This is a genomic window from Erythrobacter litoralis (assembly GCF_001719165.1).
GTDB classification, from domain to species: domain Bacteria; phylum Pseudomonadota; class Alphaproteobacteria; order Sphingomonadales; family Sphingomonadaceae; genus Erythrobacter; species Erythrobacter litoralis.
Window position 1 is genome coordinate 2,046,620 of sequence record NZ_CP017057.1, and the last position, 21,391, is coordinate 2,068,010.

At 64.1% G+C, this 21,391-nt stretch carries 17 protein-coding genes and 1 tRNA gene; 6 read left to right on the forward strand and 12 right to left on the reverse strand.

Annotated elements, in window-relative coordinates:
- Positions 1 to 30 precede the first annotated feature (30 nt).
- Both Ga0102493_RS09770 and Ga0102493_RS09775 read right to left on the reverse strand, forming a co-directional pair.
- Positions 31 to 1,176: a beta-ketoacyl-ACP synthase III gene (locus tag Ga0102493_RS09770; RefSeq protein ID WP_034900835.1), complete on the reverse strand. Its 1,146-nt coding sequence runs from the start codon at positions 1,174 to 1,176 to the stop codon at positions 31 to 33.
- Between the two features lie 137 nt (positions 1,177 to 1,313).
- Positions 1,314 to 2,195 (reverse strand): LysR family transcriptional regulator, encoded by an 882-nt coding sequence (locus Ga0102493_RS09775; protein WP_034900834.1) that lies wholly within the window; start codon positions 2,193 to 2,195, stop codon positions 1,314 to 1,316.
- A gap of 102 nt (positions 2,196 to 2,297) precedes the next feature.
- Here Ga0102493_RS09775 and Ga0102493_RS09780 point away from each other — a divergent pair, with 102 nt between their 5' ends.
- Both Ga0102493_RS09780 and Ga0102493_RS09785 read left to right on the forward strand, forming a co-directional pair.
- Positions 2,298 to 3,863, forward strand: coding sequence for a proton-conducting transporter transmembrane domain-containing protein (locus Ga0102493_RS09780; protein WP_034900833.1), 1,566 nt, complete (start codon positions 2,298 to 2,300; stop codon positions 3,861 to 3,863).
- Positions 3,864 to 3,900: 37 nt separating this feature from the next.
- Positions 3,901 to 6,285, forward strand: a complete 2,385-nt coding sequence (locus tag Ga0102493_RS09785; RefSeq protein WP_051697531.1) for a YbcC family protein — start codon at positions 3,901 to 3,903, stop codon at positions 6,283 to 6,285.
- 49 nt (positions 6,286 to 6,334) lie between these two features.
- Here Ga0102493_RS09785 and Ga0102493_RS09790 read toward each other — a convergent pair whose 3' ends face one another.
- Both Ga0102493_RS09790 and Ga0102493_RS09795 read right to left on the reverse strand, forming a co-directional pair.
- Complete coding sequence (locus Ga0102493_RS09790) at positions 6,335 to 7,336, reverse strand: M14 family metallopeptidase (protein WP_034900832.1); 1,002 nt, start codon at positions 7,334 to 7,336, stop codon at positions 6,335 to 6,337.
- A 13-nt stretch (positions 7,337 to 7,349) separates the two neighbouring features.
- Complete coding sequence (locus Ga0102493_RS09795) at positions 7,350 to 8,771, reverse strand: glutamate-cysteine ligase family protein (protein ID WP_034900831.1); 1,422 nt, start codon at positions 8,769 to 8,771, stop codon at positions 7,350 to 7,352.
- A 994-nt stretch (positions 8,772 to 9,765) separates the two neighbouring features.
- On the opposite strand from Ga0102493_RS09795, the gene Ga0102493_RS09800 reads away from it, so the two are divergent.
- Positions 9,766 to 11,445, forward strand: a complete 1,680-nt coding sequence (locus Ga0102493_RS09800; protein ID WP_069297502.1) for a DCC1-like thiol-disulfide oxidoreductase family protein — start codon at positions 9,766 to 9,768, stop codon at positions 11,443 to 11,445.
- A gap of 311 nt (positions 11,446 to 11,756) precedes the next feature.
- On the opposite strand, the gene Ga0102493_RS09805 is transcribed toward Ga0102493_RS09800, so the two are convergent.
- The 5 genes from Ga0102493_RS09805 to Ga0102493_RS09825 form a co-directional block, all read right to left on the reverse strand.
- On the reverse strand, positions 11,757 to 12,290 hold the full coding sequence (locus Ga0102493_RS09805) for a hypothetical protein (RefSeq protein WP_069297503.1): 534 nt from the start codon (positions 12,288 to 12,290) through the stop codon (positions 11,757 to 11,759).
- 365 nt (positions 12,291 to 12,655) lie between these two features.
- On the reverse strand, positions 12,656 to 12,883 hold the full coding sequence (locus Ga0102493_RS09810) for a hypothetical protein (RefSeq protein ID WP_034900828.1): 228 nt from the start codon (positions 12,881 to 12,883) through the stop codon (positions 12,656 to 12,658).
- Between the two features lie 533 nt (positions 12,884 to 13,416).
- Positions 13,417 to 13,632, reverse strand: coding sequence for a helix-turn-helix domain-containing protein (locus Ga0102493_RS09815; RefSeq protein ID WP_034900827.1), 216 nt, complete (start codon positions 13,630 to 13,632; stop codon positions 13,417 to 13,419).
- Positions 13,633 to 13,923: 291 nt separating this feature from the next.
- Positions 13,924 to 15,141, reverse strand: a complete 1,218-nt coding sequence (locus Ga0102493_RS09820) for a tyrosine-type recombinase/integrase (RefSeq protein WP_034900826.1) — start codon at positions 15,139 to 15,141, stop codon at positions 13,924 to 13,926.
- A gap of 201 nt (positions 15,142 to 15,342) precedes the next feature.
- Positions 15,343 to 15,428, reverse strand: a tRNA-Tyr gene (locus Ga0102493_RS09825).
- Positions 15,429 to 15,605: 177 nt separating this feature from the next.
- Between Ga0102493_RS09825 and Ga0102493_RS09830 the strand changes: the two genes are divergently transcribed.
- Positions 15,606 to 16,397 carry a TrmH family RNA methyltransferase gene (locus tag Ga0102493_RS09830; RefSeq protein WP_034900824.1) on the forward strand — a complete coding sequence of 264 codons (792 nt, stop codon included), beginning with the start codon at positions 15,606 to 15,608 and terminating at the stop codon, positions 16,395 to 16,397.
- Positions 16,398 to 16,477: 80 nt separating this feature from the next.
- A complete protein-coding gene (locus Ga0102493_RS09835) occupies positions 16,478 to 17,365 on the forward strand; it encodes a hypothetical protein (RefSeq protein ID WP_051697527.1) in 888 nt (295 codons plus the stop codon).
- Positions 17,366 to 17,475: 110 nt separating this feature from the next.
- Here the strand turns inward: Ga0102493_RS09835 and Ga0102493_RS09840 are convergent, their stop codons facing one another.
- Together Ga0102493_RS09840 and lon are read right to left on the reverse strand one after the other, a co-directional pair.
- Positions 17,476 to 17,748, reverse strand: a complete 273-nt coding sequence (locus Ga0102493_RS09840; RefSeq protein ID WP_034900822.1) for an HU family DNA-binding protein — start codon at positions 17,746 to 17,748, stop codon at positions 17,476 to 17,478.
- A 249-nt stretch (positions 17,749 to 17,997) separates the two neighbouring features.
- Entirely contained in the window at positions 17,998 to 20,406 is a 2,409-nt protein-coding gene (lon, locus tag Ga0102493_RS09845) for an endopeptidase La (protein WP_034900820.1), read from the reverse strand.
- Positions 20,407 to 20,587: 181 nt separating this feature from the next.
- Between lon and Ga0102493_RS09850 the strand changes: the two genes are divergently transcribed.
- On the forward strand, positions 20,588 to 21,013 hold the full coding sequence (locus tag Ga0102493_RS09850; RefSeq protein WP_034900819.1) for a hypothetical protein: 426 nt from the start codon (positions 20,588 to 20,590) through the stop codon (positions 21,011 to 21,013).
- A 17-nt stretch (positions 21,014 to 21,030) separates the two neighbouring features.
- On the opposite strand, the gene Ga0102493_RS09855 is transcribed toward Ga0102493_RS09850, so the two are convergent.
- A complete protein-coding gene (locus tag Ga0102493_RS09855) occupies positions 21,031 to 21,372 on the reverse strand; it encodes a YbaB/EbfC family nucleoid-associated protein (RefSeq protein ID WP_034900818.1) in 342 nt (113 codons plus the stop codon).
- Positions 21,373 to 21,391 lie beyond the last annotated feature (19 nt).

Below are 21,391 nucleotides of genomic sequence, written 5' to 3' on the forward strand. Positions count from 1 at the left end.
CTAGGGTCTGCCACGCAGACCCGCAAGCGATCAGGCGGCCTTGCGCACGAACACGGTCCCCGCCGAATAGCCCGCACCGAAGCTGCAGATGAGCCCGGTGTCGCCCGGCACCATGTCCTCGCTGTGAAGGTGGAAGGCGATGATCGAACCTGCGCTCGACGTGTTGCCGTAGGTATCGAGCACGGTCGGGCTCTCGTCCTCGCTGGCTTCGTGGCCGAGCACCTTGTGCGCGATCAGGCGGTTCATCCCGGCATTGGCCTGGTGAAGCCAGAGCCGCCGCAGCGCCTGCGGATCGACGCCCAGCCGTTCTGCCTCTTCGAGGATCATCGCCGCCACCATCGGCACGACTTCCTTGAAGACCTTGCGCCCCTCCTGGACGAACAGCTTGTCGGGCGTATCGGCCGTTTCGGGATGGGCGCGGTTCAGGAAGCCGAAATTGTTGCGGATATTGTTCGAGAAGACCGTCTTCAGGCTGGTCCCGAGGATGTCCCAGTGCGCCGCCGGGGCGATCGCTTCATCCTCGACCAGCACTGCGGTCGCGACATCGCCAAAGATGAAATGGCTGTCCCGGTCGCGCCAGTTGAGATGGCCCGAAGTGATCTCGGGGCTCACCACCAGCACGCTCTTCGCATTGCCCGCGCGAACGTAGTCGGCCGCCGTCTGGATACCGAATGTCGCCGACGAGCAGGCGACGTTCATGTCGAAACCGAAACCGTCAATGCCGAGCGCCTGCTGAATCTCGATCGCCATCGCCGGATAGGGCCGCTGCATGTTGGAGGCCGCGCACAGCACCGCGTCGACATCCTTCGGATCGCGGCCCGCCCGTTCCAGCGCCTCGCGCGCGGCGGCGACGCCGATTTCGGCCATTATCGAAAGCTCGTCATCGCCGCGTTCATCCCAGCGCGGGGCCATGATCTCGGGGTCGAGTATCGGGCCCTTGGCCATGACGTGGCGCGCCCGGATCCCGCTCGCCTTCTCGATGAATTCGACCGAGGAATGAGCGAGCGGCTCGACCTTGCCTGCCTCGATCTGCTCGGCATTGGCCGCATTGTGGCGGTCGACGAAACGGTTGAAGCTCTCGACCAATTCTTCGTTGGTGATCGATTCGGCCGGCGTGAACAGGCCGGTCGAAGAGATGACGGGACGCGCGGTAAGCGCGGGTTTGGGGTCGTTCATGAAAGCCTCTCGAATGGAGCGCGCGGCCTTACTGCCCGGGGTGAAGCGCCGCAAGGGCGCGCGGGCGTCTGCAGGGAAAATCCGGCCGAGGCGTCACACACGCGCCATGAGATAGCGCGGGCGCCGGCGGCAGGCGCTCAGCCGGCGAGATCCTCTTCGGCCCGCTCTAGCACTTCGCCGAGCAGTGGATTGGGAAAGCGCCTGCGGATCGTCACGGCGTAGAATATTTCGGTGATGTCCGGCAGGCGCGATATCTCCACGAGTGCCCCGCTCGCCAACTCGTCCTGCACAACGATCGGCGGGATCACAGCCAGCCCCGCCCCGCTTCGCGCAAGCAGGCGCAGCATTGCCATGTCGTCGGCTTCCGCCGCGATCCGCGGGACCACCTGCATCCGGTCGAGCAGCGCATCGAAGCCCGCCCTCAGGGCGGTTTCCGGCGTCGGCAGGATCAGCGGTTCATGCGCGATCAGTTCGGCGAGGTTGCCGCGCGCCTGCGTGTCGGCGGGGCCTACAAGGCTCACCCCCTGTTCGGCGAGGCGCGTGACGAGATAGGGGCTCGCGGCATCGCGCGCGGGCTGGAGATTGGTGAGCACCACGTCGAGCGAAAGCGCCTCGAGCGCGCGCAGCAGGCTGCCCTGCGTGCCCGAACGGAGCACGACCTCGACATCTTCGCGTCCGATCAGGGGAGCCATGAACTGCATCTGGAAATTGCGCGAGAGGGTTGCGAGCGCGCCGATCCGCAACACCCGGCGCTGGCCCCCAGCACTCTTCAGCGTCGCCGAAAGGTGGTCGGCGGCCCGGAATATCTCGTCGGCATGATCGAGCGCGATGCGCCCGGCCTCGGTCAGGACGAGATTGCGTCCGCGCCGTTCGAACAGGTCATGGCCGAACGAAGCCTCGAGCGCCTTGATCTGGGTCGAGACCGCCGATTGCGAAATGTTGAGCGCGTTCGCAGCGCCGGTCAGCGTGCCTTCTCGCGCGACCGCGCGGAATAGCCGCAGGTGATGGAGATTCAGCATGCAATTGTTCTATAAAACAGAACGGTTGCCGTGAAAATATGAAATTTTATCGATGGAGTGCACCCGGTATCCCGCCCTGAACCGCTCCAACGGAGACCGATCATGCCCTTCGACCTCTCGCTGTCCTTCCTTGCCCCGCTGATCCTGCTGCTGGCCGCACTGCCCGCGCTTGCCAATGGCGGAATGCGCCCGGGCGCCCTGCCGCGCCTGTCGGAAGGGGCTGCGCTCGTGACCTTCCTGCTGACGATCGGGGGACTGGCACAGGTCATTCTGGCCGATCCTGCGGACATCATGGCCGGCAGCGGCATCTACGCGATCGGCATGCGCGCGGACCTCGTGGCCGCGACAATGGCGATGCTGGTCGGCTTCATCGGCTGGATCGTGATGCGCTACAGCCGCACCTATCTCGACGGCGAGAGCCGCGAAGGCGCCTTTCACGGCCTCATGCTCGCGACCCTCGCGGCGGTTCTCGTCTTCGCGCAGGCCGCCAGCCTGACCACGCTTGCCATCGCCACCTTCCTTGTCGGCATCACCCTGCGCCGCCTGCTGCTGTTCTATCCGGAGCGGCGCGAGGCGCACCGGGCTGCGACCAAGTTCGCGATCGTATGGCATTGCGGCGATCTGATGCTGTTTGCGGCCGCCGCGATTCTTGCAGTCACTTTCGGCACGACCGAGCTTGCCGCCCTCTCAGCGCTGGCACAGTCGCAGGGGATCGACCTCGCCGTCACAGTTGCGATCGCCTGCATCGTCGTCGCCGCCGGTCTCAAGACCGCCGCCTTCCCGCTGCACGGCTGGCTGACCGAAGTGATGGAAGCGCCCACCCCGGTCTCCGCCCTGCTCCATGCGGGCATCATCAATTCGGGGGGCGTGCTGCTGATCGCCAATGCCGATCTCGTCCAGTCGAGTTCGGGCGCAATGGCCGCGCTCGTCATGCTCGGCGGGTTCACCGCCCTGTTCGGCGCAGCGGTCATGCTGACCCAGAGCGCGGTCAAGACGGCGCTGGCCTGGTCGACCGTGTCGCAGATGGGCTTCATGCTGCTGCAATGCGGCCTCGGCCTGTGGACGCTGGCGCTCCTGCACATCGTTGCCCACTCGCTCTACAAGGCGCATGCCTTCCTCTCCTCGGGCGGCGCGGTAGAGGATGTCGCGAGCATCCGCCGCCCCGGCCCGGTCGCCCCGGCCGATTTCGGAGCGGTGCTCAAGAGCTTCGGCCTCGCCATCCTGCTCTATGCCGGCATCGCCTTCGCGTTCACGGCGCTGTTCGGGCCCAAGACCCCGCAGGCGCTGGCTCTCGGCGGCATCCTGATCTTCGGTGTCGCCTATCTCGTCGCGCAGGGCCTTGCCGACCAGGCGCCGATGGCCCTGTCGAAGCGTACGGCCATGGCCTCGCTCGCGGCCGCGATCGGCTATTTCTCCTTCCAGGCGCTGGCCGAGGCGGCATGGGGCCCGCTGCTGCCGGCAGCGCCGGTCCCGGGCGATCTCGAATGGGCGCTGATCGTTATCGCGGTCGCCAGCTTCGGCGTTGTCGCCTTTGCACAGGCGCTGTTCCCGCAGTGGTCGCACCATCCCTCGACTGCAGGGCTGCGGGTCCATCTCGCCAACGGCCTTTACATGAACGCGCTGCTCGACCGGGCTATCGGCGGCTTTCGCACGACCCGCTCGAACTGATCGCCCGCACGCATCCTGATTTCTCCGGAGACACGCCATGTTCCTCAAGCAGTCCCAGATCACACCGGTCCGCCTCTCCAAGGTGCTCGAAGCTGCCGAAGCCGCCGCGCGCGCGATCCCCCCGGCCTTCCCGCTCGACGCAACGGTCGCGGTCAATCCCTTTCTCGGCCAGACCAAGGAAGACCTCGCCACCGCCGCCGCTCGGCTTGCACGGGTTAGCGGGAGCCGCGCGACACAGGCCGCGACCGATTACACCGCCGCGATCCGGGCAGGGCGCATCACCGAGGTCGATCTCGAAGCCGCGCTCGAAGCGTCGAACTCGCCGCTCAAGCCCAGGACCGTCTCCGCGCTGAAGGTCGCCGCCGGCAATGCCGAGACCTCCCCGCCCCCGCGCGCCCTGCCGACCGTCGCCGACCTTGCCGCCGAAGCCACTGGAACAGACTGGCCCTCCGTCATCGAAAAGACCTTCGGCCTTTGGGCGGCCGGGCATTTCGATCGCGGTCAGGCGCTGTGGACGCCGACGCCAGGGGCCGATGCCTTCTCAGCCTGGCGGGAATGGGCGATCCACGACCTCACGCCGGAGATCGCCGGGCTCAAGGGTTTCTGCGCTCATGTCGCTGAAGCACCCGACACCGCGGAACGCGCGATCTTGTTCGCTTCCGAAGCGCTCGGCATCACCGACGAGGCCGCCGAGACCGCCTTCCACCGTCTCTTCATGAGCCTCGGCGGTTGGTCGCAGCATGCCCGTTGGATGCTGTGGCAGGCCGAACTCAAGGAGGACACCGACCGCACCATGGCCGATCTGCTGGCGATCCGGCTGATATTTGAAGAAGCGCTGCTCGCCCACGTCCCCGCGATCGCCGAACGCTGGGCCGAGACGGTCGCCGCCCATGAACAGCCGGTAGAGCCGTCGGCCGAACAGGTCGTGCTCGCGATCCTGCAGGACGCCGCCGACCGCGCGCACCAGCGCGGCCTCGCCGCCGCGCTCGACGGCGCTGGCGAAACGCCCGAGCGGCCCGAACTGCAGGCCGCATTCTGCATCGACGTGCGTTCCGAAGTCTTCCGCCGCGCGCTCGAAAGCGTCGACGCAGGAATCGAGACGATCGGGTTCGCGGGCTTTTTCGGCCTGCCGCTCGCTCACCGCTCCCATGCTTCCGATACGATAGAGGCGCGCCTGCCGGTCCTGCTGAACCCGGCGATCGAAACCACGAGCCAGGGCGATCCGGAAAAGGACCGCGCCGACCGCATTTCTCTGCGCGCCAGCCGCGCCTGGGGCCGGTTCCGGCAGGCGGCGGTTTCCTCCTTCGCGTTTGTCGAGGCGATGGGCCCGCTCTATTCGGTTAAACTCATCCGCTCGGCGCTCGGCCTTGCGGGCAAGGGCGACAAGGCCGAACCGACGCCGCAGGTGATCGGCGGCCTCGATGCCGCGACAAAGGGCGAAACGGGCGCTGCGTTGCTGAAGGCGATGAGCCTCACCAAGGGCCACGGCAGGATCGTCCTCCTGCTCGGCCATGGCGGCAACGTGACCAACAACCCGCATGAGAGCGCCTATCATTGCGGCGCCTGCGGCGGCTACACGGGCGAGGTTTCCGCCCGCCTGCTCGCGGTGCTGCTCAACGATCCCGAAACCCGCGCGGGCCTCAAGGAGCGCGGCATCGAGGTCGCCGACGACACGCTGTTCGTCGCCGGGCTCCACGACACCACGACCGACGCGATCACGATCTACGAGGACGGCCAGACCGCCGGGCGCGAGAGCGACCTTGCGCAGGTCCGTAAATGGCTCAGCGCGGCGGGAGAGATCACTCGCGCCGAACGCGCCCTGCGCATGCCGGGGGCGAAGGCCTCCACCGTGCTGGCACGGGCGACCAATTGGGCCGAGATCCGTCCCGAATGGGGCCTTGCCGGGTGCGCAGCCTTCATCGCCGCCCCTCGTGAAGCGACTGCGGGACGCGATCTCGGCGGGCGGGCCTTCCTGCATTCCTACGATTGGCAGGCCGACGTTGGCTTCGCGACGCTTGAACTCATCATCACCGCGCCCGTTGTCGTCGCGAGCTGGATCAGCCTGCAATATTACGGCTCTTCCGTCGCGCCGGAAACCTTCGGCGGCGGTAACAAGCTGATCCACAACGTCGTCGGCGGGATCGGCGTGATCGAAGGGAACAGCGGCCGCCTGCGCCCGGGCCTGCCTTGGCAGGGCGTGCATGACGGCGAAAGGCTCGCTCACGAACCGCTGCGCCTGTCGGTGATGATCGAGGCCCCGCGCGAGGCGATCATCGACATTCTCGAACGCCACCCTGATGTCGCCGCCCTGTTCGACAATGGCTGGCTCCACCTCTTCACGCTGAAGGATGGAAGGGTCGATGCCCGCTACCTCCCGGGCCTCGCCTGGGAAGAGCAGGCAGACGCAGCCATCGCGGCCTGACACGGCCCTTGCCGGCGCATCCGGCGCAGCCCGGATGCGCCGCCGGGTATCAGGCGGTTTCCAGCCGCTCCATCAGGTATCCCAGGCAATCCTGCCGCACTATGCGCGGATCGCCGGTCAGCATGGCGGGTGTGACCGCCCTCGCCAGCCGCAATTCGCCGTCCTCGACCGCGAAGAACTCATCCGCCACGTCGCGGCCCGCCTCGTCGATCATGGTCAGCGGCATCGGCTGGCGCGCCCGCCCCAGCACTTGTCCCGCGCGGATGGGCAAGAAATTCAGCCGATCGATATCGGATTCGAGAACGAGATCGGCCGCTTCGCCTGCGAAGGACAGCGAAACCTCGGGCCGGACCCGCACCACGCCGAGCGTGTGATAAAGGTCGAGCGCGCCGTCCGGCGGGCCGGGCGAGAGTGTCCCGCTCGCCAGCACGTCCGCAACGAAGCGGGCCGCCGCGTCCTCATGCGCGGAACTGCCGGGCTTGCCGCATTCGGCGGTCATGGCCGGTATCCGCCCGGCGAAGGAGGCGGTCTGCGTGCCCGGAACCCCTCTGAAAAGAACCGCACGCCGCGCAAAGCGGGTTGCAAGGGCGATGACTTCGGGCGTGCGCTCGCAGATCACCGAATAGAACGGGTTGCGCCCGCTGTTGTTGTGCAGGTCGATCGCGGCGAAGGCCCCGCGCGCGATCACCCGCTCGTGCACTTCGGCCATCGTTCGCGCTTCTGCGGTCCCGACATGGTCGAGCGTGCCGGGCCAGACCCGGTTGTAATCGGGCTGGCCCTCGCGCCTGCGCACTCCCCCGGCAGCTGCCGCGACATTGCCGACGAGCAGCATCAGCGCGCGCGGCAGGGGCCGATCGCAATAGCCCCGCAGCACGCGCTGGATCGCGCCCAGCCCCACATCCTCATTACCGTGCATCAGGATCGAGACGAAAAGCGGCGGCTGACGCTCGCCCGGCAATTCGATCAGGGTCGGCCCGCCGAGTAGGCCGGCAAGCTCGCCCGCTCGCGCATCGAGAAAGCCGGCGGGAAGGTCGGTGCGATGGTTCAGCATCACCGGCAAAGGCTCACAGCGGCCATTCGTGCACCGGCAGACCAAGCCGCTGGTTTTCGAGATAGGTCGCGAGCATGCGGTGGAAATCGCCGTGCTTCTCGTAGCTCGCCAGCTGCCACGAAGCGCCTGTCCGGCCCGAGGCGAGCCGGGCGGCAATGGCGCCGAGATACTTGTCGATGAGGTCCGCATCCATGCCGAGATCGCCGAGCCCTTTCTCAGCGAGCGGCAGAAGCCGCTCGACCAGTGCGCGCGCCGACAATTCGGCTGTCTCACCCGGCCACACCAAGGAAGCATCGAGGCCCCGCTGCGCAGCCGCGTAGAAATTGCACGTAGCCGCCTCGAAGGGCATCTCGCGCATCATCCGCTCGACCTGCGGAGCGATGGCGTGGACCGCGCCGAAATAGAGCGCCGCATTCGCCATCATGTCATAGACGCTCGGGCCCGCCGCCATCACGCGCTGTTCGATCCGCACGTGCGGCCGCCCGCCCTCGCCGAAGCCAACGATCGGCCGAACCCAGCGCCAGATCGTCCCGTTGTGGAGCCTGAGGCAGGGGAAACGCTCCGAACTTTCGTCACTGCAATCGGGCAGTATCACGGGATAAAGCGCCATGTTCTCGGCGAAGATCGCGGTCGGGTCGGGCTCCATCCAGCCATGCCCCATCGACACGCGCGGCGGGCCTTCGACCCCACCGAGCGCCTGTTCGAAAACCGGGATGCGGGTTTCCTGCCACAGCCTGCGTCCGAACAGAAAAGGGGCATTGGCCGAAATCGCGACCAGCGGCGCGGACAGGATGACAGAGGCGTTGTAATAGAGCGAGGTCCGATCGCACGGAACCTGAAGGTGCAGTTGCAGCGAGGTCGTCGCCGCTTCTAGCATGACGTCGCGATAGGACGCGGCGAAACGCTCGCCGCCCGGCTCGGGCGACGCGATGTCGATTTCGACTGGTGCATTCCCGCGCGCCCGCTGGACCTCCCGATTGAGCGCGGCATACCGGTTCATCGGCGTCATCGCCTCGATCGAGAGATCGCCTTCGCGCAAGGTGGGCAAGGTGCCGATCGCGACGACGGTCGCCACGTCCTCATGCGCATTGGCGGCGCAGCGCCTCATGGTCGCGCTCAAATGCTCGTGCATCGCGGCAAGGTCGCGCCCGGCAAGACCGAGGACCGGCGCATTGACCTCGATATTGAACTGCGAAAGCTCGGCGACGACGTTCGGATCGCCGAGGCGTTCGAGGAAGCTCTGGTTGAAGGGAGCAGGAAAGAAATTGCGGTCGATCAGCCAGGCTTCGAGCTCGAGGCCGATGGTCGGCCCGTCATCGGCCAACTGCCCGGCGGCAAAGGCATCGCGCAGAGCCTGCGTCTCCTCGGCCAGCCGGGCTTCGAAATGCGCGAAGTCCGCGCGCGTGAACCCCCCCGCTGCGACGTCCTGTCCCATCGATGCCCACTCCCTCGTCCTTCCCCGCGGGCAATCCTGCGCTCTCTTGGCGCAGGTTTCCAGCCCGGACCTTGGCGTTCAGGCGGAGGGTCGCAATCGCCCCGAACTGCGCGGCAGCCAGGATCCCCGATCATCGCGAGCGAAGCGCGCGCATGAATTGCCCAGATCGAAAAAGGTAAGAACAGAGAGGAGAAGGTGGTGGCAGGGCTTGAATAGAACCCAGCCGCTAGGCGTTTGATATCCTTTGATTGTTTTTCAAGTTATCAAACTTCCCCCACACCCTCCCCCACGTTTGGGCGAGGCATGCCGTTTCTTACGGCTAATTGCCTCTACTATAGAAGCCCTCGCGCGCGCGAGAGAAAACTGGCTTTGCGATATATTCGGCTAGCGGCCTCGGTGTCCCCCAAGATCGCGCCAATGATTTGCCTCGCCCCCCAGTCCCGCCGCCCCGTGTACCTATAGCTAAAAGCTTCGCGCCCGCGCGGAATGGTCAAAAAATGAATGGCTTTGCATGTCGGCTCTTGGGCCGAAGTGTCCATGCCCACTAAGGCTGAAAGTGGGTGGATTGCGGAAGGTCTGGCTTTGGAAACGAAGACCGAGAAAGCGGACGCTTTCGCGCTGAGGCCCTTTTGACTTCTAACGACCGAATTGCGGCCATTTAGGCTAGCATCGAGGCTGGTACGCTCCTGGTCATTCATTCACAGTCGCTTGCAAACCGGAATGGACACGACCTTTTCCCGGAAGACCTAGGTGACAGCACTCAGAGCCAAACATGCCCAACCTTCGGCATTAACTGCCTGCTGAAGCCCTTACGATTTAGGCGGACACACCTTGGTCAACCCACCTTTAGTAAGCAGCTGAAAAGCTGTTCGTCCGCCGTTGATGGGAAAAACGTGATTAACGAAATCTAAGTGCAAATATGGTTTTTGAGCGCTGAGGGCACGTGTCGCGGAAGATACGGCGCAAAAAAGGCAGGCGGACGGAGCCAAGTGTTTTGATCAGCATCTTCTACGATGGCGAGTGCCCTTTTTGCACGCGCTACGTGCAAATGGTGCGCCTGCAACGCGCGGACAGTGTCGAGCTCGTAAACCTGCGCGAAAACGACACTAGGCGTCGCGAATTGAACGAGGCAGGCTTCGATCTTGATGGCGGTATGGTGGTCGAGGACGGCACGGCGCGATATGGCGGGGATAAGGCGGTTGCCTATATCGCCTCACTGACCACTCCATCCGATGGATTCAACCGCTTGAACCGCTGGCTGTTTTCAAAGCCCGCTCTAGCGTCGCTGCTCTATCCAGTGTTGCGCGCAGGGCGGTGGCTCGCGCTCTTCCTGATGGGGCGCAGCTTCATTTCACAGGCTGACCGATCAAACGACGCGCGCCGAGAAATCTTCGCGACGTTCTTTGCGCTTTTCTCGGTGTTTCACTTCTTCAACTACGTGATCGAGTACCGTCTGCCGCTATCGCTGGATCTTGTCGCCCTTCTGGGCGCTGCGCTTGCGCTTTTGTTCAAACCACCTTCGTCCCGGCTCTTGTTTGTTCTGATGCTGGTCAGCACAATCAGCACCGTGGTGCAGGCCCCCGTTGCCTCAAACCACACAATCGTGCGCGCGGCGGCCTTGCTTGGCTACTGGCTCGCCTTTGCCACGGCGATGTTTCGCAACGATCCGTTCGAGAGAATCTTCGAACGGTTTGCGCCGGCGGGCTGTGCAGCCCTGCTGGTGATGTATTTCTTCGGTATCTTTCACAAGATCAACACCGACTTCCTGAACCCTGAGACGAGTTGTGCACCAACTCTCTGGGCGCTGATGCCCTGGCCGCTCTCGGCCTTTCAGGGGCCGGTGATTGATTACGCCGCGATCTATGGCACGTTCATCGTCGAAGGGCTCATCGCTTGCGCGCTTGTCATCAAGCGCTTTCGGCACTGGGGCATTGCTGCAGGGATAGGTTTTCACCTGCTACTGAGCCTGAGTTCCTATGCGATGTACATATCCTTCACGACGCTATCCATCGCGCTTCACACTTTGTGGCTCAATGAGAGCGCCGCGAGAAAGACGCTGGCATCGCCGATCGTTCGCGCGGTTCGTGCAAAGCTTGTGCAGCCCATCTACCGAGTGGCGGTGATTGGCCTTTGCGTGTGGCTCGCAATCTTTGCATTTGGTGGCCATTACTCGCTAGCCACTTTTGCAGTGCTACCGCTGGTCTTGCCGTTCTGCTGGGCGCTGCTTTTTCATGCCGGTGAAGTGGATGAAGGACAAAGGTCTGTCCCGGTGATCGGCGTTTTGGTGGGCGCGTTGTTCTTTGCGAATTGCGCCATGCCCTATCTCGGGCTCAAGACGGCTCAAAGCGTCAACATGTTTGCCAACCTTCGGCTTGAGGCAGGGGTCAGCAATCACCTTGTCATTTCCTCAGCGCAGCGCCCGTTCGATTATCTTCAGGATGTGGTGACGCTCAAGAAGAGCGGCACCCATCGTGTCTATTACGACGTGCTTGCGTGGCTGCAGCGTAATCCCGACCAGTCAATCAGCTTCACGCGCAATGGCGTCCTCTATGAAAACGCTAACGCACAAACGCTCGCCGAGGATATTGAGATGATCCTGCTGCCCGAATGGGTGAACAAGTGGTTTCACTTTCAGCCCGTCGATCTCAAACAACCCGAGGTCTGCGGGATCTAGGTCCCGGGTGCGGACTTGACTGGGGGTCAGCTCAAGCGATCATCTCTATGATCGAAGGAAAAGGAACACGAGCGCACGGGCCGCTCGACCTCCTCGAATCAGTCTGGTCGTTCCGGCCCCCATTTCAAGCCATTCCGTCCCAGCGCAAACCATTTCCGCTTTTGGCAATCAAAGTGCTTGGCGTTTGTGGCTGAGATGGGTCGTTAGCAGACTGACGGCTTTTGCCCATCTCACATCGAAAGCGGACCCAATCGCTCAGCCAAAATTCCTTGCCTCGCGCGCCCGCGCCTATCGCTCCGCAAACCCGCTTTTCACCGCTTAGAAACGGGCCGCGCCAAGTTCCGGCTCATCCCGCACCGCTTGCCGATAATGCGCCCGCCGTGTTCGTGCTCAATACCGATCGCAGCCGCCGCTTCCGGCTCCGCGCCTTTCAGGATGTAGGCCAGCACCGCGCCCAAATTCTCGGCATAGTGCGCCCCGTCCGGCTGGCCCGCGCCCCCGATTTTTTCGGTTAAAATAACCCTGCGCTGATAGGTCCGCCCGGTAATTCTCTCAATCCAGTGAATAGACCGCCGTCCGCTTATCTCGCGGCCTTCCGGCAAGTGGGCCAGGATGTGCAGATGCGAGCCTTTCCCGTCGCCGTTTTCCCTTGTCCAGATATAGGCCGTTTCGCCCCCCAGCCATTCCCGCCAGTATTTCAGAAAAGCGGTGGTCGCCCTCATCGCCTCTGCATCTGTCAGGCCAGCCGCTTCCCAATGCACCGTTATGAAACGGTTGAACGGCCTCCCGATCGCCCCTGCCCGCTTCGCCGCCGCTATCAGGCATTGCGCCTTATCGAGCGGCAATCCCTCGCTTGTCCTGTCAGCGCGGTTGCGAGCGCCGCCATGAGGAAAGAGGGACGGCACGGTGGGCGATGGTCCGCACCCTAGCGGTATAGCTATATTCGCAAGGTCCGTGCCAGCGCCCAAGTCAGCCTCGCAAACCGCTGGCAAGTCGTCCTTTTTTACGGCTTCCGAAAATTCAGCGCGCCGCTCGCCTTCGCGGGAAGCCGCTTCGCGTAAAATGCGCGTATTTACGGGACGTTGCCCGTCCTCGCGGCGCGGCATCTGCAAACCCCGTCTTGTTTTTCAAGTGAACGCTGGCGAAGGGGAAGCGGGGGCGGCTACCAATATCCGCCCCCGCCCCGTCTCGCCTGTTATGGCCTGCATTATCAGGCAGAGCCGCCGCGCTGGTCGATCGTTTCCAGCGCCGCTTTCAGTTCGTCCAGCCGCTCAAGCGGAATGGCGAAGCCTCCGCCAAAGCGCGCCGCACAGGGGCGGAGATCGCCGCCGTCCTTGGGCTGATACCACGGCCACACTTGGAGCCGCGCCTCGCCATTCCAGACAGTCGCCTCCAGCCGCCAGACGTGCCTTCCGTGCTCCTGCTCGAAGATCGTCACGGCGCACCGCCTTTCAGGACGGCCACAGGGCCGCTTGAAAGCGCCTCGCTGGCACGATGGGCGGTTGCCTGTCCGGGTTCCGCCCGATCGCCACATGATGGCTTCACGCTATCCTGTAGGCCGCTCGAAGCGCCTTTTCGGAGCAAGGCGAGCGCAGCCTCTAAGGGAAGCCTGCTCCACCCTGCCGGGAGCGCGCCCTCATCCCGGCTGGCTAGCCATTCCGGCACGGACTTAGACAAGGGCCGGACGCGCCAAAGTGAGCAATCCGTCACGGAACAGCATGACACGTGCTCGCGCCAATTGGCTCCCGCGTCACAGGCTCCGCAATCCCGGCACTTGCCGTCGATCGCCGCGCGAAGTGAGTGGCCGCTCATGGCGCACCCCCTTCCCGTCCGGCTGGCTCGGGGACCGGAATAAATTGCCCCGTTACGCTTTTAGCGTTAGGCGAAGGTGTCTGGCCGCAAGCTAAGACACTAATCGAGTCGGGAACGGTGGCAGCCGTCCCGGCTCGCATTGTTTTGGCCGCCTCCATATCAAGCGGCCACATCCATGCGCGCACGTTCCACCAGTCGCCCGATGCTTTCGACCGTAACCAGCCGTCGGGAGCCGATTGTCACAGTATCGAGCATTTGCTCGGAGATCAGCGCGTAGGTTTTCGTCTTGCCGATACCCAATGCCCGCGCCGCATCGGCAACGCTGCAAAGAACGGGCGAGAGATTGCCCGAGTAATCGTTAGGGGGAGATGTCATTACTCAATTTCCTTTCGTGTTCGCGCCACGTCCCGGCATTGGGAATCGCGCCTGTATACGGACGAGATTTCGTGTGCGCTGGCGAAAGGATATCCCGAATTGGACGTTACGCTAAGGCTTCGCGTTCTAATTTTGTTCACAGATTCAGTAAGGCTCGGCGCAAGCACCTGTTTTTAAAGATTTTTCAAGTTGGAATGTTGATGCTTCTCTCGGGTATAACCAACGTATGCAAGGCCTCTAAGACACTGTTGTCAGGCGACTTTTACAGATTGTGAGGAGCGCAATCTGCTTTCATGCTTTCGCTTGCCTTTTACGCGTAGACGGAAACCGGATTACCTCTCCCCTACCACCGCTGCTGGCATAAGCGCCCCAAGCCTCCATAAGCTTCGCGCGCTTCTCTAGGTGCGTTGTTCGCCGATAGGCCGCTTCCGTTGCGTCCGGTGTCTTATGCGCCTTCGCCGCGTCCACAACGGCGTTGGCAAAGGTCGTCTTGTCCGCCGCCCAATCGGTGAAGGTCGATCGAAAGCCGTGCACGTGGAACGGCTCGCCCGCATCGCGGAGCACTTTCAGCAATGTCATGTCCGACATAGGTTCGCCGCTCATGCCGGGGAAAATCAGGTTTGTGCCTGCCAGCTTGAGCGCCGCCGCCTTTCGCAGCACCGCAAGCGCCGCCTCGCTAAGCGGGACAATGTGCGCCTTGCCGCGCTTCATGTGCTCGCCGGGACACGTCCAAAGCATCGCCTCCAGGTCGATCTCGTCCCAAGTTGCGAGCCGCGTTTCTTGGCTCCGCGCCGCCGTCAGCACGGTGAACTCAAGCGCCAGCCGCCCGAATGACGGCTTTGTGCGCAAATGCTCCAGAAATTCCGGCACGGCTTTGTAAGGCATCGCCTTGCGGTGCTGGCGCTCGCCCGTTTGCTTGGGCAGGCCATTCCCTGCTTTCAGGGAACCGCTGCTCGAAGGCGCTTCATGCGTCCGCCACCCGCGCGAATGGGCAAAGTTGAGCACGGTGCAAATCCGATGGCGGACCCTTCGCCCTGTTTCGGGCTTGTCCTGCCAGATTGGCAAGAGCGCGGCGATGATATCGCTCGCGGCAATGTCATTCGCTGGTCGATCGCCAAAGCGCGGAAAGGCATGGCGCTCTAGGCTGGCGAGCCATTGGTTCGCGTAACCCTCGCTTTTCCAGCCGCCCTTGTTCTCCGCGTGATACCGTTCCGCCGCTTGGCGAAATGTGACGGCCTCCGCCCGATCTCTCCGGCGCTCCGCGATGATATCGCGGCCTTCGATCTTGATTGCCTTCCGGGCGAGCACGGCCATGCCCCTCGCCTCTGACAGCGAAACAAGCTTGGCGCTCCCAAGGGCAATGTCCCGGCGCTTTTTCTCGTGCTGCACCCGGACATACCACGAGGCTCCGCCTCGCTTATCCACCTTTAGGAAAAGGCCGTCGCCGTCCTGATAGGAACCGGGCGCTTTCAATGCGTCCTTCACTTGCTTGGCAGTCAGCTTCCCCATGTGCGTACCTCCAGCCGCTCGCGGTGTGGGGGAAACGGGCCGAAAATGGACCGGGCGCTCACCCTCCCCCACATTTTCCACCCACACTTTACCGCGAATTGGCGCGGCTGGCAATGAACGCGCGCGGACAGGGACGGGCGCATTTTCCTTGCGAAACCGCGCTTCCCGGCGATGCAGGGGGATCGTCAGCGAAGGGGAAGGTGGTGGACAGGGCTGGATTCGAACCAGCGTACGCTTGCGCGGGCAGATTTACAGTCTGCTGCCTTTAACCACTCGGCCACCTGTCCACACCGGTCGGATTGCCGCCCGCCTGACCCGGCCCGAAGGCGCGCATCCTGCAGGGGCGAGGCGCGGGGCGAATGGCCCCGTCCTGCCGAGAGGCGCCCCAATGGCGAAGCGAGCCTTGCCTGTCAATGGCCCTGCTGGCAGGGGGACACTTCACGCTCGCATCAACGGGACAGCGAATGGCGAAACAGGAACGCAAGCGCGCGCTGAGAGGCCGTGCCGGTCGCATGAAGGGCGGTCGAGGCTCGGGCCGGGCAAGCGCAGGCCATGTCCGGCTGTGGGGTCGCCACCCGGTCGAGGCGGCGCTCAAGAACCCGGCGCGCGATCATCGCAAGCTGTGGGCAACGCGCGAGGGGATCGACAGCCTCGACGGCGAATTGCCGCCCGAATTCCCGGTCGAATACGCCGATGCGGCCGACCTTGCCCGCCTCGTCGCCAAGGATGCGCCGCATCAGGGGCTCGTGCTCGAATGCCTGCCGCTCGACGATGTCTTCCTTGCCGATGTGGCGACAGGCGATCCGGCGCGCCCCGTGGTGGTGCTCGACCAGGTGACCGATCCGCACAATGTCGGCGCGATCCTGCGCTCGGCAGCCGCCTTTGGCGCGGCAGCGATCCTGACGCAGGATCGCCACGCCCCGCCTGAAAGCGGCGTGGTCGCGAAGTCGGCCTCCGGCGCGCTCGAGACGGTGCCGTGGGTGCGGGTCGTCAATCTCGCGCGGGCGCTCGATGAACTGGCAGAGGCCGGGTACTGGCGCATCGGCATGACCGGCGAGGCCGAAGCGACGCTGGCCGAGGCCATGCCGAAGGGCGCGCTCGCCATCGTGCTGGGCGCCGAAGGCGAAGGGCTGCGTGCCAATGTCGCGGGCCACTGCGACGCGCTTGCCCGGCTCCCGATATCCTCGTCGATCGAAAGCCTGAACGTATCGAATGCCGCCGCGATCGCACTCTATGCGGCGGCGACGCGAACTTGACAGGAAAGCGGCCTAACGCATTTCTAACGCTTCGGGGCATAAGTCCTCGGTGATCGATGCTTTGAGGGGAGCATGACGACATGACACGCCATTCGCCGATCCGTTTCGCCGCCGCCGCCGTCCTGGCGGGGCTCTCGCTGGTCCTGTCAGGCTGCTTCATCGCGCCGGGCAAGTTCGACAGTTCGCTGGTTCTCGGCGAGGACAACAGCTTCACCTTCGCTTATGACGGGGAGATCGTCTTCCTTGGCCTGTCGGGCCTTTCGCAAATGGGCGCGGCGGCCGAGAGCTTCGAGCCGAACTGCACCGAGGAGGACAGCTTCGAGGAGCGCGAGTGCACCCCTGCCGAGGTGGCCGAACAGCGGGCCGAATGGGACGCCAATGCCGACCAGCGGGCCGCCGAGGCAAAGCGCAAGGCGGAGCAGATGTCGGCGATGATGGGCGGGATCGACCCGTCCGATCCCCAGGCCGCGCAGGAGCTCGCCGAGATGCTGATGCGCCAGAAAGGCTGGGAACGGGTCGTGCCTAAAGGCGATGGCGTATTCGATGTGAGCTACTCGATCACGGGCACGATGGATCACGATTTCCTGTTCCCGATGATCGAGGGGTTTCCCTCCACCAGCCCCTTCGTTCAGTTCATCCTGCGCGACGATGACGTGGTGCGCATTACCGCACCGGCTTTCGCGGCCCAGAACGACGACAATCCGATGGCGGCCATGATGGGCGGCATGGGGGCGATGGCCGGACTAGCCGCGCTGGACGAGGACGCCGACGGCGGCGACGCGCCGAAGATGCCGGAAATCCCGCAGATCGAAGGCACCTTCTCGATCGTGATGAAGGGATCGACGCGCATCCTCGCCAACAACACCGACGAAGGCGCGAGCCGCACCCCGACGGGCGAAATGCTGATGTGGGAAATTTCGCCGCGAACGAAGTCGGCGCCGACTGCGCTGATCGACCTCACGCCCTGAGGCCCCCTTTTCGCGCTCAGCGCGGCCGAATTCGCGCACGAAAAACCCCGCCGGCCTTGCGGTCGGCGGGGTCTTTCTTTGCCCGGGCTTCGGCCCGGAGCCCAAGGGTGTCAGTTGACGGCGTCCTTGAGCCCCTTGCCGGCCTTGAACTTGGGCTGGTTCGAAGCCGGAATCTTCATTTCCTCGCCGGTGCGCGGGTTACGGCCAGTCGAGGCCTTGCGCTTCGCGACCGAGAACGTGCCGAACCCGACCAGACGCACTTCGTCGCCACTCGACAGCGCCTTGGTGATCGCTTCGAACACGCCTTCCACGGCGTTCGACGCGTCATTCTTGGACAGGCCACTGGTTTCGGCAACGGCGCTGATCAGATCGTTCTTGTTCATCTTGGGAACCCCCTCAGTGTTGAGATCAATTCGTTCATTCGGTGAATCGCCTCCCCCGAAAGCTCACAAGTTGAGACTTTTTGCGAGAGGCTGTCAAAGGCAAATCGCCCGCGAAAGCGCGCTTTGAGGACGAGTGTATCGCTTTTGCGACGAACCGTGGTTCGCCTCATGATCCGCTCATCCAGCGCGTTTCCCGAGTAGTTTGCGACCCTTACCGCGATTCGCGGCAAGCCCGGATCTCCTAGCGGCTCAATGCGCGGTTGGCACGTCCGAAACCGAGGGATTTTCCCCCGCAGCCGGCCCGCGTGGCTGCGACGCGAGATCGTCGGCCTCGGTCCATTCGATCGGGGCGGGCATGTCGATGATCGCGCGTTCGAGCACCTCGTCGACATGGCTCACGGCGATGATCTCCAGGCCTTCCTTCACATTGTCCGGAATCTCCGCGAGATCCTTGACGTTTTCCTCCGGGATGAGAACGGTCTTGATGCCGCCGCGAATGGCCGCGAGCAGTTTCTCCTTGAGCCCGCCGATCGCCAGCACCCGGCCGCGCAGGGTCACTTCGCCGGTCATGGCGATGTCGGGACGCACGTGCGCGCCGGTCAGGGTCGATACGATCGAGGTGACCATCCCGACACCCGCGCTCGGCCCGTCCTTGGGCACCGCGCCTTCGGGCAGGTGGATGTGGACATTCTTGCGCTGGAAGATCGAGGGCTTGATGCCGTAGGCGGGCGCGCGCGCCTTGACGAAACTGAAGGCCGCCGCGACGCTCTCGTTCATCACTTCGCCGAGCTTGCCGGTCGTCTTGACTTCGCCCTTGCCCGGTGTGGTGACGCTTTCGATGGTCAGGAGTTCGCCGCCGACCTGCGTCCAGGCGAGCCCCGTCACCGCGCCGACCTGCGCCTCTTCCTCGCTCATGCCGTGCTTGAACTTGCGCACGCCCGCGAAGTCGCCGAGATTCTCGGGCGTCACGGTAACGCTCTCGACTTCGCCTTCGAGGATCTTGCGCAGGGACTTCCTCGCCAGCCGCGCAATTTCGCGCTCCAGCGTGCGCACGCCCGCCTCGCGGGTGTAATAGCGGATGAGGTCGCGCAGACCCTCGTCGGTCAGCTCGAATTCGCCGTCCTTGAGGCCATGCTCCTCGATCTGCTTGGGCAGCAGGTGGCGCTTGGCGATCTCGACCTTCTCGTCCTCGGTATAGCCTTCGAGCCGGATGATCTCCATCCGGTCGAGCAGCGGCTGCGGCAGGTCGAGGCTGTTCGCGGTGGTCACGAACATGATCCCCGACAGGTCGAGGTCGAGTTCCAGATAGTGGTCCTGGAACTTGTTGTTCTGTTCCGGGTCCAGCACTTCGAGCAGGGCCGAGGCGGGGTCGCCCCGGAAATCCTGGCCGAGCTTGTCGATCTCGTCGAGCAGGAACAGCGGATTGATCGTGCCCGCCTTCTTGAGGTTGCTGACGATCTTGCCCGGCATCGAGCCGATATAGGTCCGCCTATGGCCGCGGATTTCCGCCTCGTCGCGCACGCCGCCCAATGACTGGCGCACGAATTCGCGGCCCGTCGCCTTAGCAATGGACTTGCCGAGCGAGGTCTTGCCGACGCCGGGCGGGCCGACGAGGCACAGGATCGGCCCCTTCAGCTTGTTGGTGCGCGCCTGCACGGCGAGATATTCGATGATCCGGTCCTTGACCTTTTCGAGGCCGTAATGGTCCGCATCGAGCACGTCCTGCGCCTTGGCGATGTCCTTCTTGATCTTCGACTTCTTGCCCCAGGGCAGGCCCAGCAGCACGTCGAGATAATTGCGGATGACGGTCGCCTCGGCGCTCATCGGCTGCATGCCCTTGAGCTTCTTCAACTCCGCCTGCGCCTTGGCCTTGGCTTCCTTGGAAAGCTTGGTCTTCTCGATCTTCTCGGTCAGTTCGGCGATCTCGTCGCCGTCCTCGCCGTCGCCGCCGCCCAGTTCGCTCTGGATCGCCTTGAGCTGTTCGTTGAGGTAGTATTCGCGCTGCGTCTTCTCCATCTGGCGCTTCACGCGCCCGCGGATCTTGCGCTCGACCTGGAGCACCGAGAGCTCGCCTTCCATGAAGGCCATGACGAGTTCGAGCCGCTTCAAGGGATTGCCCTCGGCAAGGAGAGATTGCTTGTCGGAAACCTTGGCGCTGATCGCGGCGGCGATCATGTCGGCAAGCTGGCCGGCATCGTCGACTTCGCCGAGTTCGATATTGGTTTCCTCGCCGAGCTTCTTGTTGAGCTTGGCGTATTCGCCGAACTGTTCGGTCACCTGCCGCATCAGCGCGGTGACTTCGCTGCCCGCGACGGTTTCGGGTTCGAGCAGCTCGACTTCGGCGAGAACGTGGTCGTCGAGATCCGAAAGCGCCGTCAGTTGAGCGCGATGCGTGCCTTCGACGAGCACGCGCACCGTGCCGTCGGGGAGCTTCAGCAGCTGAAGCACCTGCGCGACGACGCCGACATCGTAAAGGTCATCGGCCGCCGGATCGTCCGTGCCGGGATCGAGCTGGGCGAGCAGGAAGATGTCCTTGGACGCTTCCATCGCCGCCTCGAGCGCCGCGACAGACTTGTCGCGCCCGACGAAGAGGGGGACGACCATGCCGGGAAAGACGACGATGTCGCGAAGGGGGAGAAGGGGAAAGGTCTGGGTCATATTCTTGGGTCCGTAAGGAACGTGTGGCAGCGGGCGCTCGGGCCTGCCTTTGCCCGAGAATATGGGAAGCACCGCGCCCGCTCGCAATGGCGGGTTCGATTAGGCTGTGGACGCGGCTTGCGAAGCCTTAACTTTCGCGCGGCTATTCGGTGCCCGTGTGCTCGCGGGAAGGAGCGGCCTGATGAAAGTGATTGCGTGGCTGATCGGCGGCTTCGTCCTGCTCGTGCTCTCGGGCCTGGTCGAAGCGGTCGGGGATACCGGCGCCACCCCGGGCGAGCGGCTGCCGCTCTATTTCGCAGCCCTCGCCATGCTGATCGGGGCGGGGGCGTGCTTCGTCCTTGGCATCCGCAACGCTTTCGGCACGGTGTTCGGGCGGAAGGCTCCCAAAACCGCCTCAGACAAGCTCGCCGCGCGTCCCGCGACGAGGATCAATCCGCTGGAAGCGGAGCCCGAACCCGTGTCGGATTTCGATCCCGATGCGGCGCTCTCACGCTACCTGGCGAAGCGCCCGCCAATTGCCGATGCTCCGGCTCAGGCTTCGGCTCCGGCCCCCGCCCGCACCCAGCGAAAGCCAGGGGGTTTCGGCCGCAAGGGCCTCAGTTCCTAAGGCAGTGCGGCCAGCGCTCAGCCCATCCCCGGCAGGTTGAACCCGGGCGGCAGGCCCATCGAGCCCTGCATTTCCTTCATCTGTTCGGCCGAAACACGGTCGGCCTTGTCGCGCGCATCGTTGAATGCAGCGGTGACGAGGTCCTCGAGCACCTGCTTTTCCCCGAGCTTCATCAGGCTGTCGTCGATCGCGACGCCCATGATGCGGCCCTTGGCGGATGCGCGGACCTTGACGAGGCCGCCGCCCGACTGGCCCTCGACCTCCATGTTGTCGAGCTTGACCTGCATCTCGTTCATCTGTTTCTGGATCGTCTCGGCCGCCTGCTGGGCGGCCTGCATCATCTCTTCCATCGATTTCATGTCGTTCACTCCATATCGT

Coding starts and splice junctions, on each gene's coding strand:
- Ga0102493_RS09770 (WP_034900835.1), bottom strand. CDS start 1,176: ATGAACGACCCCAAACCCGCGCTTACCGCGCGTCCCGTCATCTCTTCG.
- Ga0102493_RS09775 (WP_034900834.1), bottom strand. CDS start 2,195: ATGCTGAATCTCCATCACCTGCGGCTATTCCGCGCGGTCGCGCGAGAA.
- Ga0102493_RS09780 (WP_034900833.1), top strand. CDS start 2,298: ATGCCCTTCGACCTCTCGCTGTCCTTCCTTGCCCCGCTGATCCTGCTG.
- Ga0102493_RS09785 (WP_051697531.1), top strand. CDS start 3,901: ATGTTCCTCAAGCAGTCCCAGATCACACCGGTCCGCCTCTCCAAGGTG.
- Ga0102493_RS09790 (WP_034900832.1), bottom strand. CDS start 7,336: ATGCTGAACCATCGCACCGACCTTCCCGCCGGCTTTCTCGATGCGCGA.
- Ga0102493_RS09795 (WP_034900831.1), bottom strand. CDS start 8,771: ATGGGACAGGACGTCGCAGCGGGGGGGTTCACGCGCGCGGACTTCGCG.
- Ga0102493_RS09815 (WP_034900827.1), bottom strand. CDS start 13,632: ATGACATCTCCCCCTAACGATTACTCGGGCAATCTCTCGCCCGTTCTT.
- Ga0102493_RS09820 (WP_034900826.1), bottom strand. CDS start 15,141: ATGGGGAAGCTGACTGCCAAGCAAGTGAAGGACGCATTGAAAGCGCCC.
- Ga0102493_RS09830 (WP_034900824.1), top strand. CDS start 15,606: ATGGCGAAACAGGAACGCAAGCGCGCGCTGAGAGGCCGTGCCGGTCGC.
- Ga0102493_RS09835 (WP_051697527.1), top strand. CDS start 16,478: ATGACACGCCATTCGCCGATCCGTTTCGCCGCCGCCGCCGTCCTGGCG.
- Ga0102493_RS09840 (WP_034900822.1), bottom strand. CDS start 17,748: ATGAACAAGAACGATCTGATCAGCGCCGTTGCCGAAACCAGTGGCCTG.
- lon (WP_034900820.1), bottom strand. CDS start 20,406: ATGACCCAGACCTTTCCCCTTCTCCCCCTTCGCGACATCGTCGTCTTT.
- Ga0102493_RS09850 (WP_034900819.1), top strand. CDS start 20,588: ATGAAAGTGATTGCGTGGCTGATCGGCGGCTTCGTCCTGCTCGTGCTC.
- Ga0102493_RS09855 (WP_034900818.1), bottom strand. CDS start 21,372: ATGAAATCGATGGAAGAGATGATGCAGGCCGCCCAGCAGGCGGCCGAG.